Source organism: Halobacillus sp. 12SKB (assembly GCF_052941655.1).
Genome location: NZ_JBRFWR010000001.1, coordinates 1,427,490 through 1,441,430, shown reverse-complemented (window position 1 = coordinate 1,441,430; position 13,941 = coordinate 1,427,490). Strand labels below are relative to the sequence as shown.

Annotated in this window: 11 protein-coding genes and 1 riboswitch; of the genes, 3 read left to right on the top strand and 8 right to left on the bottom strand. The window is 44.4% G+C overall.

The window, feature by feature from the left end; all coding sequences use genetic code 11:
* Positions 1 to 15 precede the first annotated feature (15 nt).
* On the bottom strand, positions 16 to 3,183 hold the full coding sequence (locus ACQ4XT_RS07080; protein WP_446853064.1) for an efflux RND transporter permease subunit: 3,168 nt from the start codon (positions 3,181 to 3,183) through the stop codon (positions 16 to 18).
* A 115-nt stretch (positions 3,184 to 3,298) separates the two neighbouring features.
* On the opposite strand from ACQ4XT_RS07080, the gene ACQ4XT_RS07075 reads away from it, so the two are divergent.
* The gene (locus ACQ4XT_RS07075) at positions 3,299 to 4,144 is read left to right on the top strand and encodes a TetR/AcrR family transcriptional regulator (RefSeq protein WP_446853063.1); all 846 of its coding nucleotides are present in this window, start codon (positions 3,299 to 3,301) and stop codon (positions 4,142 to 4,144) included.
* A gap of 61 nt (positions 4,145 to 4,205) precedes the next feature.
* On the opposite strand, the gene ACQ4XT_RS07070 is transcribed toward ACQ4XT_RS07075, so the two are convergent.
* The 3 genes from ACQ4XT_RS07070 to ACQ4XT_RS07060 all read right to left on the bottom strand — a co-directional run bounded on the left by ACQ4XT_RS07070 (position 4,206) and on the right by ACQ4XT_RS07060 (position 6,810).
* Positions 4,206 to 4,661 carry a hypothetical protein gene (locus tag ACQ4XT_RS07070; protein ID WP_446853062.1) on the bottom strand — a complete coding sequence of 152 codons (456 nt, stop codon included), beginning with the start codon at positions 4,659 to 4,661 and terminating at the stop codon, positions 4,206 to 4,208.
* Positions 4,662 to 4,691: 30 nt separating this feature from the next.
* The gene (locus tag ACQ4XT_RS07065) at positions 4,692 to 5,918 is read right to left on the bottom strand and encodes an NAD(P)/FAD-dependent oxidoreductase (protein WP_446853061.1); all 1,227 of its coding nucleotides are present in this window, start codon (positions 5,916 to 5,918) and stop codon (positions 4,692 to 4,694) included.
* Between the two features lie 694 nt (positions 5,919 to 6,612).
* Entirely contained in the window at positions 6,613 to 6,810 is a 198-nt protein-coding gene (locus ACQ4XT_RS07060) for a DUF2188 domain-containing protein (protein ID WP_089653746.1), read from the bottom strand.
* A gap of 135 nt (positions 6,811 to 6,945) precedes the next feature.
* Positions 6,946 to 7,056: riboswitch (SAM riboswitch) on the top strand.
* A 107-nt stretch (positions 7,057 to 7,163) separates the two neighbouring features.
* Between ACQ4XT_RS07060 and ACQ4XT_RS07055 the strand changes: the two genes are divergently transcribed.
* Positions 7,164 to 8,858: an O-acetylhomoserine aminocarboxypropyltransferase/cysteine synthase family protein gene (locus tag ACQ4XT_RS07055; RefSeq protein WP_446853060.1), complete on the top strand. Its 1,695-nt coding sequence runs from the start codon at positions 7,164 to 7,166 to the stop codon at positions 8,856 to 8,858.
* Positions 8,859 to 8,881: 23 nt separating this feature from the next.
* Positions 8,882 to 9,934 (top strand): homoserine O-acetyltransferase MetX, encoded by a 1,053-nt coding sequence (gene metX, locus ACQ4XT_RS07050; RefSeq protein WP_446853059.1) that lies wholly within the window; start codon positions 8,882 to 8,884, stop codon positions 9,932 to 9,934.
* A gap of 54 nt (positions 9,935 to 9,988) precedes the next feature.
* Here the strand turns inward: metX and ACQ4XT_RS07045 are convergent, their stop codons facing one another.
* From ACQ4XT_RS07045 to ACQ4XT_RS07030, 4 genes are all read right to left on the bottom strand, one after another.
* On the bottom strand, positions 9,989 to 11,371 hold the full coding sequence (locus tag ACQ4XT_RS07045; RefSeq protein ID WP_446853058.1) for a polysaccharide deacetylase family protein: 1,383 nt from the start codon (positions 11,369 to 11,371) through the stop codon (positions 9,989 to 9,991).
* 678 nt (positions 11,372 to 12,049) lie between these two features.
* On the bottom strand, positions 12,050 to 12,886 hold the full coding sequence (gene kynA, locus ACQ4XT_RS07040; RefSeq protein ID WP_446853057.1) for a tryptophan 2,3-dioxygenase: 837 nt from the start codon (positions 12,884 to 12,886) through the stop codon (positions 12,050 to 12,052).
* Positions 12,887 to 12,899: 13 nt separating this feature from the next.
* Entirely contained in the window at positions 12,900 to 13,544 is a 645-nt protein-coding gene (locus ACQ4XT_RS07035; protein WP_446853056.1) for a DUF4166 domain-containing protein, read from the bottom strand.
* Positions 13,545 to 13,782: 238 nt separating this feature from the next.
* On the bottom strand, positions 13,783 to 13,911 hold the full coding sequence (locus tag ACQ4XT_RS07030; protein ID WP_446853055.1) for a hypothetical protein: 129 nt from the start codon (positions 13,909 to 13,911) through the stop codon (positions 13,783 to 13,785).
* Positions 13,912 to 13,941: the final 30 nt, after the last annotated feature.

Sequence of the window (13,941 nt, the reverse complement as noted above, 5' to 3'; positions counted from 1 at the left end):
TTATTCTACCAAAATCTATTTCGTAGTTTCTGTCTTTTTCTGTCTACGGAACTTCATTAATGTTTCGTACGCGAGCGGTACGATGAGTAGTGTTAGGAGTGTTGAACTCGCTAACCCTCCGATAACTGTAACTCCAAGACCTTTACTGATGATAGAACCGCCTTCAAATCCAAGAGCCAGCGGAAGCAGGGCTCCGATCGTGGCAAGAGCTGTCATCAAGATTGGGCGGAGTCTGGTCATTCCAGCATCGAGCAGCGCTTCGCGTGTAGAGAAGCCTTCTTTTTCTTTATAAATGACACGGTCAATGAGAACGATGGCATTGGTCACAACAATCCCGATCAGCATCAATGCACCGATCATGGCAGAAATACTAAGCGTTTCTCCACTGATCAATAATCCAAGAACCGCTCCGATAATGGTAAACGGTAAAGAGAATAGGATTGCTAGTGGCGCAAGTCCTCCGCCAAAGAATACAACAAGGATCAAGTACACGATTGCGATAGCCGCAAGCATGGCTATCCCTAATTGGGAGAACGATTCATTAATATCTTCCGCTACCCCGCCTTGAGTAATTTCAACTCCGGATGGCGTGTCAATGTCCTGTACTTTTTCATTGACATCTTGAGAAACGGCACCCACGTCATCTACAGTAATTTCTGCACTGACACTTGCATACACACGTCCATTTCTTCGTGTAATTGTATCAGCTGTAGTCCCCTCTTCGACTTGGACAAGTTCACTGATGGCGACTGTCTGACCCGTTGGAGATGTGATTTCTTTCTCCGTTAAGTCTTCAATTCCAGTAATGTCTTCTTTTTCAACTTCGAGATAGACATTCAATTCCTCTCCATCCCGTTCAATCGTCGTAATTACAGGCTCCTGACGATTTTGTCCGAGCTCCATGCCGATTTGTGCAGCTGTGAGACCTAATTCACTTAGACGTTCGTGGTCGGCTACAAGCGTATATTCCTCGTAGGATTCTGAGAGGCTGGAATCGACGTTTCTCAAATTCTCTTCTTCTGCAAGAAGTTCTTCAACTTCAGTAACGACGGGTTTGATTTCTTCTGTATTATCTCCGTACACACGCAGTTCAAGACCACTGCTTGATCCTGCTCCAGAGAAGTCCTGACTCATCCATTCGCCGTTTTCGGTTTGTTCATTCAAGCTGTCTATGACGGCTTGCGTTTCTTCCGAAAATTCTTCGGTATCATCGGCATATTCCACGTAGAACATGGCCTGGTTGGAAGCGCCGGGGTTCATAGGGTTTTCGCCACCGACAGAGTATTGAACCGTTTCCGCTCCATCACGGTCCATAAAGAATTGCTGTGCATCTTCAGCGATACGTTCCACGTCATCTGACGTCTGCCCTGGTTCAGGACTGAAGGTTGCAACGACCATCTTCTGTTCTTGTTCAGGAAGAAAACTTGTTCCTACAAGTGGAAGAAGAGCGACACTTCCTACAAGAACCAAGACAGCGATGATGCTGGAAATGATTTTATGGTTCAGCGTACTATTTAGGACCTTTTTATAGAAAAGAGCGAGTTTCCCTGCCCCTTCTTCATGTGTACGTCCCTTTATCTTCGATTCTTTTAATAGAGAATGAGACAGCATCGGGACAATAGTAACAGCCACAAGTAAAGAAGCTAACAAGGCAAAGACAACGGTTAGTGCAAATGGTAAGAATATTTGACCGACTGTACCTTCCACAAGGCCCAGCGGCAGGAACACAGCGATCGTTACAAGCGTGGAAGACAGGATCGGCATGAACATTTCTTTCGTCGACTCACGAATCAGTGCCTTTCCTTTTAATTTCTCTTCCGAAAACGACATACGCCTGTATATATTCTCAACAACAACAATCGAGTCATCCACCACACGTCCGATCGCAACCGTCATGGCTCCGAGGGTCATGATGTTCAACGTGATGTCCATCCAGTTCAAGAATAGAATGGCAATCAGTAAGGATAGCGGAATGGAAATGACGGAGATCAGTGTCGTCTTGATGTTGCGCAGGAACAATAAGATGACGAGAACAGCGAATATTCCACCAAACAATGCCTTATTAAGCATGGTACTGACAGACTCTTCAATCGGCTCGCCCTGGTCGAAGGAGTAAACAAATTCCACTCCATCCAGTTCTTCCTGGAAAGATTCTGTTTCTTCTTTTACAAGGTTTACGACATCAACCGTATTCGCTTCTTGTGATTTGATAATCTGCAGGGAAATGGAATCTTCCCCGTTGGTACGGGAGATGGATTCAGCCTCACCAACGACCTCCACATCAGCAATTTCGCCCAGGGTAACCGTTGGGATGCCATCCATTGCCGGCATGTCTCCGGTCGCCGCTCCCTGTCCCTGACCTCCCTGCTGTGCTTCTGGAGGAATTTGCTCTGCTCCTTGTGAAGGCATTTGTTGACCTTGCTGAGCCCCTCCGGCCGAAGGAATAGCAGGGATCTGTAATTCTTTCAATTCTTCTACACTTGTAAGGTTTCCATCAATGACAACAGATTTCTGAGTATCATCAAACGTGTACAAACCTAACGGGAAGGAAACATCAGACCCTTGAATGAAACTTGTAATGGTTTCTTGGTCGAGACCCCGTTCATTCAATACTTCTTCATTCAAATCAATCCGGACTTCTTCAAGCTGCTGCCCGGAAACCTGCACATCCGCGACACCTTCAAGCCCCTCAAGAGAAGGCACAATCTCTTCTTCTACTGTCGTCGTCAATTGTTCAAGAGACCCATCTCCATTGATGGCACTCAAACTCACGACAGGAAAAGCGTTGAAGTTCAAGCGGGATACGGAAGGCTCTTCCGCCCCTTCCGGCAAAGTCACTTGATTGACGGCTTCTTGCAATTCATCCTCTGCTTCATCTAAACTTTTATCAAAGCTATATTCCAACTGAAGCGAAGAAGCATTTTGAAAAGATGAAGAACTGACTGTCTTCACTCCACTCAAGTTGCTCACTTGCTGTTCAAGTGGTTCTGATATTTGATCAGCCACCTCTTCTGGTGTAGCTCCTGGATACGTCGTTGTCACCGTAATGATCGGCGGCTCGATATCTGGTATCGTTTCAAGCTTCATATTCAATCCAGCATATAAACCTGCAGCGGTAATGAGGATTGTCATCAGCCAAATAGCAAATTTGTTATTCATCGAAAAATCGATGATTCGTTTCATACTCAACTCTCCCCTTTATTGACCAGTTAGTCATAACACTATAAAATATAAATGACCAACTGGTCAGAGGTCAAGAGAAAACATCAACTTCTCCAAGTTTGAAGGAGCGACAACCATGGAACAAAAATCAATATATATTATCGAACAGTCCATCAAACTGTTTGCAAAAAAAGGATTCAGCTCTACTTCCGTCCAGGAAATCGCAAGTGCATGTGGAATATCCAAAGGTGCATTCTACCTCCACTTCAAATCCAAAGATGCTTTACTCCTGGACATTTTCAATTATTACTATCAGCGGATCCAAACCCGCATTGACGAAATTCAAAAGCTCGATGCTGATGATCGTACGAAGTTTAAGAAGCAATTGCAGGTCACATTCGAAGAACTTGCCGATCACCGGGAATTCATCATTATGCAAATCCGTGAACAAGCCATTCCTTTCAATGAAAACATTGAACAATTCCTTACTCAAATGCGGGTGAACTCCTATCTTTTCTACAAAAGCCACTTGCAAAGCATCTATCAGGACCGGGTGAGTGAAACTGTATGGGAGGTCAGTCTCATCCTGCAGGGAATGTTCAAGGGGTATATGGATCTGATCATTATCGAAGGGGCTGATTTGGACTTTGAAGCCCTCTCGGAAGCAATGTTACGCAGAACAGACTACATTGTCGAAGGTTTTGAGAAGAATGGTGACCAACCAGTCATAACGGGAGGAACCATGCACCAGCTCTTACCTGCTACCTTCTATGGAGAAGAAAAAGAGCGATTGCTATCTCGTTTAGAGGAACTAGCTAATGAAGGTGACCAGGAGATTAAAGATACGGTGCATGTCCTGACGGAAGAGATGAAGAGGGATCAGCCTCGGACTGCCATTCTAAAGGGAATGATGGCAAACCTCGAAGGATCCTCGCTTTTCACCGAAACGATCGCCAGCATCAAAAAGTACTATCAATTATAAAAAGAGCCTCCTACATTCTATGGTTATATAAAAAGCTCAGGCATCTGGCCTGAGCTTTTTGTTATACATGTTCTGCTTCCAGTACTTCATCGAGAATTGGATAGACAGCTTCTACGCCTTCTTCTGCGACTAAACAAGCTACACCAAGCGGAGTTTCCCAAAAGGAATCAGGAATATAAGGGTTTTTAAGCCCAGCCGGCTGGTAAAGCGAACGGTAGATGCGGTTCAGATGCTGACGTGTCTCTTCAGGATCCCTTTCTTTTTCACCACGGGCAATTAAAAACACGTAGCGCATCGACTGAAACAAATTGTCTCCAGGCATGAACGTATATTCCTTAAAAAATTTCAGCTGTTCCTGCGCTTTTTCCTTCAAACCCGATTGGACAGCCAGATCATCGAGATGCTGCTGCAAATGGTTGTGCACTTGTTGGAAAACTCTCCGCTTTTCATCCTGCATCACTTTATCATTATAGATTTCCTGCAATTTTGTAAATGCGGTTTCTTTCGTCCATTCCATCTTGATCACCTCATTACCTACATTCGACTTTTATCGATAGGATTCCTTTTTAAAACCGAACTGTTCTGCTTCCATTTGCATCGCTGTATGAAGAAGAGGAAAATCAGCAGCATCATTTTCTAAATGACGGGATAGATTGGGGACCAGTTTGTTCCATACCATCGGATTTGCAGCCATCGATTGAAACAAAGCCACTTCATTATCTGTCCATTTTCTTAAGGAATGGATGTAATGAAGGGTCATTTGGAAACCAGGGAAAAGCTGCTCGTCCCTCTTCCTTGCGAACTCCTCCATTGCTTCATCCACCGTTACTCCTTCATCGATCTTCAAGCAAGCATCGGCCAATAGGAATGACTGCATAAATGCATCATTGATCCCTAATCCTGTACTCGGGTCTTTGCTGTGCCCAGCATCCCCGATTAATGCCCAGCCATCACCATAGGGCGTTCGGAAAAAGTTCGGCATGCCTGGTGTTCCAATGATCTTCCCTTGAAGCTTGGCACCTTTCGTTCTTTCCTTCATTCCGTACAATTGATCAAACGTTTGTTTAAACGTTTCTTCCGGGTTTTTCATCATCGATTTGAATTCTTCTGGATGGATTTCAATGCCCAGGCAGTCTCGGTTCGGCTCCATTGGAAAAACAAAACCAATTCGACCTTCATAAAGAAAGATCTCTGTAGCAGGTTCCGGTAAAGGCTCTACCCCCTCAAAATATCCGTAGACGACCGGGCGCAAAGGCTTCGTTTCTTCATACTTCTCTGCACCTGTCCAATGAGCAATGTTCGAGTTTTTCCCATCAGCCCCAACGATCAAATCAGCATAGAAATCTTTTGGCTTCCCTTTTTCTATTAGACTGACACCAACGACCTTCTCCTCTTCCCATATCAATTCTCGTGCCGCCGTTTCGGGTTTGAAATGGACGGATGGGAAAGTGACCGCTCGATCAATCAGCATGGAGTCGAGCTTGTCTCTTCTTGGAATGATGGTATAGGAAGTCCTTGGTCCTTCTATGAAACTACTCCCAATATAGGTCCTCATTCTCGTTACTTTTCTCAAACCCGACGCTTCGAGTTGCTTAAGTACGCCTAATTTTTCTAAGAATCCTGTGTGGGACATAAAATGAGTGGATAATGTATCACTTGGAAAACTGGCTTTATCAACAAGGAGGACTTTCTTCCCCATTTCTCCTAGTAAAATAGCTAAACTTGCGCCGGCTACACGAGCACCGACGATAATGACATCATAATGAGCATTCATGATTGCACACACCTTCACGTATCATTTACCTCCATCATAACTGGAGCACCTCGAAAACTCTAGAGTGGTCAGTTGTAGATAAGCTCCCTTCAGTTGAAGACTCAGTTCGAAATGTTTCCGTGGTTCGTTGCCATAATAGGCGCTAGGGGTGGTTGGGAAGCAGCTCGCTTTCCTGCGGGGATGACGGCAAGCCTCTTCGAGCTCCGCTCTGTGGGGTCTAGCCAGCCAATCCATTCCCGCGGGAGTCTCGCAGCTTCCCAACCACCCCATTCGATGAATGTGAGAAACGAACCCCTTTACCCATTTGGATTGTCTTCCACTATACTACTGTTATAAGCATAAAGCGCCCTGTATCAAGCTCCCGGGGTTCAAAAACCTGGGCATGGGAGTTTTATCCTTATACTCCCATCAAGTTGAATAACTGCATATTCTAGAAGTGGTTTTGAGACACTCATATGGCAAAGGGGCGGAGGGAAACGGTGAGACTCCTGTGGGAAGTGCGTGGTAGATGAGACCCCTCAGAGCGTTAGCTAGAGGAGGCTCATCACTCGCCCACGGAAAGCGAACCTTTTCCCGGAGCCTCTAAATCCACACAAACATCTCGAAAATCGAGTATTCCACAATCCTGCCATATACTTTAATAATGAATATAGATAGTTACACATAAAAAAACTCCCGCGGTGGGGAGTTTTAGTTAGTAGGTGCGTTCTTCTTCAACTTCATGATTTTGATCCAAGATTTGAAGTTTGCTCGGTTTGTTTTCTTTTGCGATTTCCTCTGCTTTGGCAACCGCAGTATCACGCTCATCATAAAGGTCTGTTGGAGCGACATCTTCGATTTTTACAAACCAGCCGGTTACATCTTTATTAGGTACAACACTATATTGTTTCATGAACTTCACTCCTATCTCATAGACTTAATTATCCATTCCCACAGCTAGGAGGGTTCAAACGTATCAAAATTGTTTGACAATGAGAAAGGACGCCTTTATAATTTCAAACAAGTCAGAAAAATTTAATAAAAACAACTCTTATCGAGAGCGGCAGAGGGACTAGGCCCTACGACGCCCGGCAACCTTCAAGGCATTACCTTGAAAAGGTGCTACATCCTACAGATCACATGATCTGAAAGATAAGGGGAGGTATGAGATACATAAAGCCCTCTTCTTACTTACAGAAGAGGGCTTTTCGTTTTCCCTCTTCTACAAAGTGGATGCCCTAGAAAAAAACAGAGGAGGAATTTTTCATGAGTACACCATTCTATACGTTCGGTCCTGAAACGAATTTGCTTCATGGCGGTCAAGAACCGGATCCAGCTACAGGGGCACGCGCTGTACCGATTTATCAGACGACATCTTATGTTTTCAATGATACGGAACATGCTCAAAACCTTTTTTCACTTGCGGAACCTGGAAACATCTATTCACGCATCGGAAACCCGACCGTCGATGTATTTGAACAACGACTCGCTCTTCTTGAGGACGGGGCCGCGGCGGTTGCGACAGCGTCAGGCATGTCTGCAATCACGATGGCTATTCTGAATGTCGCTAAAGCCGGGGATGACATCGTGACCTCAACGAACCTTTATGGAGGGACCTACAATTTGTTTGTCCACACCCTCCCCCGCTATGGAATCAATGTCCATTTTGTTGAAGGAGATGATCCAGCATCATTCGCCAAGGCAATTACTCCTCATACAAAAGCGATTTTTGCCGAAACGATCGGTAATCCGAGCTTGAATGTATTGGATATTGAAGCGATTGCAGATGTCGCTCATGACCACCACATCCCTCTCATCATCGATAATACATTCGCTACCCCATATGTCTGCAGACCGATTGATTGGGGTGCAGACATCGTAGTCCACTCGGCCACTAAATGGATTGGTGGACATGGCACGGCTATTGGAGGTGTTGTCGTTGATAGTGGACGTTTCAACTGGAATCATGAAAAATTCCCAGGGTTTACGGAGCCTGATGAAAGCTATAACGGCATCCGATTCGGGATTGACGTGGGTCCCGCCGCTTTCGCCATAAAATTACGCGTACAGCTGCTTCGAGACATAGGGGCATGTCTCAGCCCACAAAACGCTTTCTTACTTTTGCAGGGTTTGGAAACTTTACACTTGCGAGTGAAAACACATGCTGATCAGGCTTTGGAAATTGCCGAATATTTGAACCATCACGAAGGGGTTGAATGGGTGAATTATCCAGGATTGAAGGATCACCCTACTTACTCCCTAGCCGAAAAATATTTCCACTACGGTCATGGATCGATCGTTGTTTTCGGAATTAAAGGAGGGCGCGAAGCAGGACGCAAACTAATTGATCAAAGCACCCTCTGGTCGCATGTAGCAAACGTCGGGGATGCTAAATCTTTAATCATCCACCCAGCTTCTACAACTCACCAGCAATTAAGCGATGAAAACTTGAGTAAATCAGGTGTAACAGAAGAACTTGTCCGCTTGTCTGTCGGGTTAGAGTCTGTAGAAGATTTAATTCAGGACCTGGACAACGCCATCTTCCACGCCACGGGATATAAGAAATCCTACGGTAAAAGCAAACATGTGGCAGAGCCTGTTTTATCCTCCTCCCTGGATCGCTCGAACGGGGATTTGAGAAAAAGAGTAATCGGAATTGTTGGCTCAAGTGCTCTTCTTGTGGAACAGAGCAAGCTGGAAAGACTGGGATTTGAAGTTGTTACTTTCTCTCACCTTGAAGACCTTCAAAAAGTAACGAGCGTCAACTGGGATATTGTCTATGTGGAGGAAGCAAATGAGGATGTCTTGAACATAGCGAAGGAAGTTAAACCAACCCTTCTATGGTCACGTAAACCAATCACTCACGAAGATGCAGCCATCATTTCAGGGGTAAGCCTTTACGAGGCTGTTGTGAATATCCGATCAGGGAAAGATTTCTCCACTTCCCTCGTATCAGTCTAGTGAAAGAAAGGAGCATGAAAAGCATGTCATTACAAAACCCCACCAGCCACCCACGAACCAATCAATCGATATCGATCGGCGCTTTCACCTTCGAGTCTGGTGAGAAACTTTCGAATGTCGAACTTGCCTATGAAAGATACGGGCCGACAAATGCTCCCGTCATCCTCGTATGCCACGCATTAACGGGCAACCAGCTCGCCGTGGGTTCAAGGGATGAACGTGGCTGGTGGGCCGGTTTAATCGGTGAAGATTGTCCCATCGACACCAATCGCTATCAAGTGATCACCTTCAATGTCCTGGGTGGATGTCACGGATCTACTGGGCCTGCGAGCATAAATCCAGAGACAGGCGAACCATACCGTCAAACCTTTCCCAAAGTTACCATTCGGGACATGGTTCACGCTCAATATAAAGCTTTACATCGTTTAAACATCACTCATGTCCATGCGATAGCAGGCGGATCGCTTGGTGGTATGCAGACGTACGAATGGGGGCTTCTTTACCCTGATTTCATGAAAAAACTATTCATTCTCGCTGCAACTCCTTATTTAAGTGATTACGGCATCGCTTTTAATCATATCGGTGCTCGTGCTATAAAGAGTGATCCCCACTTCCGAAATGGAGACTATCATTCCAATGAAGATCTAAAGGGATTCGAAATTGCCCGGATGACGGGGATGGTCACATACAGAAGCAGTACCTTATTTGAAAAAAGGTTCGATCGGTCCTATCACGCCGATACCTCTTATGAAATCCAATCTTATTTGGATTATCAAGGCGATAAGATCAAAGAACGCTTTGATGCCAACAGCTATCTTTACCTTCTAGAGGCGATGAACAACCATGACATCGGACGAGGAAGGAATGGTTGGGCACAAGCAGCTAAGCAATACAAAGCAGAGGTTCATACCTTCAGCTTTGAACACGATCTCCTTTATCCTGAAGCCTTGATCCAACCCTTTTCTATCTCCTGTAATAAAGGGAAGCACCATCACATATCTACCGACTATGGTCATGATGGATTTCTCGTAGAGTTCGACCGTTGGGGCAAATGGGTGGAAGAACAATTAAAATAATTCCCTGGCGATGACTCTTCCACCTGTATAAGCAAAATAAAAACCGTTCCGTTTTTAATTCAAAACGGAACGGTTTTCTTGTTTATCGCTCAAATGACTGACAGGAACGACTTTATATCCTTTAGCCGTCAGTTTTTCTAATAGAAGATCTACGGTTTCCACTGTAGAAAGTTGAAGGTCATGAAGCAAAATAATGGAACCATCTTCTACTTCATAAAGAATATCTTCAGCTACCGCTTCCGGTTTTAGATCTTCCCATTTTTCAGAATAGATGGTCCACGGAACAACATTACCTTCTTCTTGGTAGTTGGCAGAAGGCATGTTTCCAAAAGGCAGCCGCAGTAAATCTACCTTCTGTCCCGTCACTTGTTCCAAAATCGTTTGAGTCGATGAAATCTGCTGATGGATTTGGTCGTCAGACAAACGGCTTAAACGGGGGTGATTCCACGTGTGGTTGCCAATTTCGTGGCCCCGTTCACTCACTTCCTGAGTCACTTCAGGATAGTAACCCACACGTTTTCCAATCATGAAGAAAGAGGCTTTCGCTTCATACTTGTCCAGTACATCAAGGATTTTTCTCGTCACTTCCGGATGAGGACCATCATCGAAGGTTAAAGCCACTTCTTTCCCTTCCTCATGCAGATGGTTTTCTAGAGAAAAGTCCTGGTATTTCATATCGCTTTCCTGATTCTCTGCAGTAGATTTAGACGTTGCTTCAGGAGACTCTTTAAAGGCATCTTTGTAATCTGATCGAAGAAGTTTGGATACTTTATCCTTCTCGATCATCACACGAATTGATTCACCATTAGAAGGACCATCTAGAAATACAAGAATCCCTTCACCCGTCATAGCGATATCTTCGTAGAATTCAGGTTTAGCCTCAAGCTTATCCATAATCTTCGAGTTTTCTTCACCTGCATCTATCATTTTCTCTTTCGTCCAAGTGTGAAGACGATCAACATAATAGATGTCTTCTTTAAATAATTCTTCCAGCGACAAAGCTTTGCCATTTTTCTTATCGAAATTCATGACGGTTTGGTTGGTCATGACGCCGTCTTTCCCAAGGTCCATGGTTTCCATAAACCTCACAACAAATAAACGTTGGTTTTGATGAATGACTTCGAAATCAATGTGCAGTTCATGCGATTGGTTTCCATCATTTTTTTGTTTACTTTTATAGCTTTCTTGTTTAAACAAAGCTTTCTGCTGATTCACATAATCTATAATCGTTTGGTCAATTTGGTTATTCGGCGTTTGTGGATAATGGGCAGTCATATGATACTCTTCGTATTCGTTGATATCTGTTTCTATACTCACTTTATACATTGCCTGATTACCCGTCTTCTCTCCCGACTCTTCATTAGCATTTGCAATGAAAGAACAGCCGGACGCCGTCAACAAAACAAACAAAATGGTATATATAATCGGTTGTCTCATGATTTTCCCTCTTTATCTCATAGTCACACAATCTATTGTAACACAAATGTAACAATGACTTAATTACTTCGATATATTCAGTAAATTAAGTTAATTCATCAAACCCTTTTTTCGTAAACACTCCTTATTCTTGAAGGTTCAGTTTCGAGACGTTTGTGTAGTGGGTTGGGGCTGCGGGGGATAACTCGCTTTCCGCGGGAGCGCGCTGAGCCTCCTCGGACTGCGTCCTGTGGGGTCTCACCCTGCACATTTTTCCCGCAGGAGTCTCGCCACCCCCCTCCGCCCCTTTGCCATAGAAGTATCTCGAAACCACTTCCCGAATCAGCAGCTATTCAGTTTGATGGAGTATCATAACTCCCATACAGAGACACTTGAACCCTGAAAACTTGATACAGAGCGTTTCTGCCTACAACAATCAGGATAGTGGGAGACCTTCCAACTTGGTATAAGGGTTCGTTAATCCCCTTCACCGAATGGGGTGGTTGGGAAGCTGCGAGACTCCCGTGGGAGAAGGAGATAGGCGAGATCCCGCAGGACGCAGTCCGAGGAAAGCGAGTAGCTTCCCAGCCATCCCTGACTCTCAACCGGGCAACGAACCCCGGAAACACCTCGAAACTGAGTCTTCCACAATCCTGCCATATAGCGGAATAAAAAAAGAACTTTCCAGTAAGGAAAGTTCTAAATGTTGGTGCGGACGTCCCATAGTTCTGGAAAGAAGCGGTGGTCGAGGACTTTCTTTAAGTAGCCTACACCCGAGGATCCGCCCGTGCCTTTTTTGTGACCGATGATCCGTTCGACGGTTTTCATATGACGGAAACGCCATTGCTGCAGACTGTCTTCAATGTCAACAAGCTTCTCCCCTAATTGGTACAAGTCCCAGTATTGTTCTACATCTTTATAGACATTCGTCCAGGCAGCTTCTACGCTCGAGTCTTTTTCATAAAGTTGTGTGTAATCGCGGTCCAACAATTTCTCTGAAATCGGAAAACCAGAATCAGATAGCTTCTCAATGGCAGCATCGTAAAGGCTTGGTGCACGATAAGCCGCTTCAAGTCGTTGGTGCAGCTCAGGGTCTTTTTCGTAGATCTTTAACACGTGAGGGGTTTTGTACCCCAGTGCAAATTCAATCATCCTGTACTGATAGGATTGGAATCCGGAAGCCTGTCCAAGATGATCACGAAATTCCATATATTCTGACGGAGTCAATGTCGAGAGTACATCCCACGCTTGAATAATCTGTTTCTGAATGCTGGATACGCGTGCCAACATCTTAAAAGCCGCCTGCATTTGGTCTTCCCTTATGGCTTCTATAGCTGCTTGAAGTTCATGTAACGTCAACTTCATCCATAGTTCACTGACTTGATGAATAATAATAAAGAGCATCTCATCATGATGAGAAGATAGACGATTTTGGGCAGATAGCAGTTCATTTAAATTCAAATATTCACCATAGGTCATCCGGCTTGAAAAATCAGTATGAATGCTCTCGTTGCCATCATTTTTATGATTTGTCACTGCTGTCCCTCCTTCAGTCTAAAACGCCACGTTCAGGAATGTTGTTAAAAGTCATTGGTAAAAATTCCGTATGAACCGTCCCTTCATACATGAGAAGCGTCCCTAAGAGCGGGTGCTCTGCGTGTACATGCACCCGAAAAGCTCCTTCCCCTTCATCATAATGTTCGTATACGCTGGTCGTCGGATTGGCCATAGTCATGAGTCCATCCAAATTCATTGCTTTAGACTCCATATAAAGTCCACCTTCTGCAGTGACATGGAGATCCAGCTCTGTTTGTAGAAGCCCTGTCTTTCCGAGATCATCAACGATACAACCTTTCTCTTCATCGAATCGCATTGCTGCATCAAAACCTCGAATAGAGTAAGGGAAGAAAAACCTCCGAATCCAACTGATTGTCTCACGCCCTCTTTCATCTACATAGATATAATTTTCAAGGGTGAACGGCACATCTTTCCCTCGTTCTGCGAACACAAGATGATCTTTTGTTCCCACTTGAAGGAAAGGTCGCAGCAATGGATGTGTCCCTCTGATTTCAGTCATTCTTCCTTGTCCAAGGATCATTAGATTTTGTTTACTCGTTAATCCGTACTTCTTTTGAAGCTCTGGGTGAAGATTATGGAATTGCTCACCCAGTGCTCGATGAAAAATCGATTTCATGGAAAAAACTCCTCCCTAAACAAGTTTCCATCCGTATTTTTTATGGATGGTTTTATCATGTTTGCCCCGTACTGCTTATGTAATGTTCCTATTTAAACAGGGTTAATAAAAAAGGTATGAACGGATTGAAAACAGAATATGGTTTTAGTTAGAAACCTAGTTTCTTTAATGGATGTAATGGCATTATAGCATAAGTAACCGCTTTCGATTACACATGTGATTAAATAAGACCTGCCTTTCAGCAGGTCTTTATACTTGTATTTTTGATGAGTGAATGAGCTACAAACAACCGCTTACGGCATTCGTCTGATGTAGTGCCTGTGGGCAGAGATTCTTTGACATTAGCCGCTAAGAGACGCACAAACAACCTCAAGGATTTGCATGTGGACCTGACTCT

Bases quoted from the DNA above. Each gene is read 5' to 3' on its own strand.
- ACQ4XT_RS07055 (WP_446853060.1), top strand. From the start codon at position 7,164: ATGAGTACACCATTCTATACGTTCGGTCCTGAAACGAATTTGCTTCAT.
- ACQ4XT_RS07035 (WP_446853056.1), bottom strand. From the start codon at position 13,544: ATGAAATCGATTTTTCATCGAGCACTGGGTGAGCAATTCCATAATCTT.
- ACQ4XT_RS07080 (WP_446853064.1), bottom strand. From the start codon at position 3,183: ATGAAACGAATCATCGATTTTTCGATGAATAACAAATTTGCTATTTGG.
- ACQ4XT_RS07065 (WP_446853061.1), bottom strand. From the start codon at position 5,918: ATGAATGCTCATTATGATGTCATTATCGTCGGTGCTCGTGTAGCCGGC.
- ACQ4XT_RS07075 (WP_446853063.1), top strand. From the start codon at position 3,299: ATGGAACAAAAATCAATATATATTATCGAACAGTCCATCAAACTGTTT.
- metX (WP_446853059.1), top strand. From the start codon at position 8,882: ATGTCATTACAAAACCCCACCAGCCACCCACGAACCAATCAATCGATA.
- ACQ4XT_RS07070 (WP_446853062.1), bottom strand. From the start codon at position 4,661: ATGGAATGGACGAAAGAAACCGCATTTACAAAATTGCAGGAAATCTAT.
- ACQ4XT_RS07045 (WP_446853058.1), bottom strand. From the start codon at position 11,371: ATGAGACAACCGATTATATATACCATTTTGTTTGTTTTGTTGACGGCG.
- ACQ4XT_RS07060 (WP_089653746.1), bottom strand. From the start codon at position 6,810: ATGAAACAATATAGTGTTGTACCTAATAAAGATGTAACCGGCTGGTTT.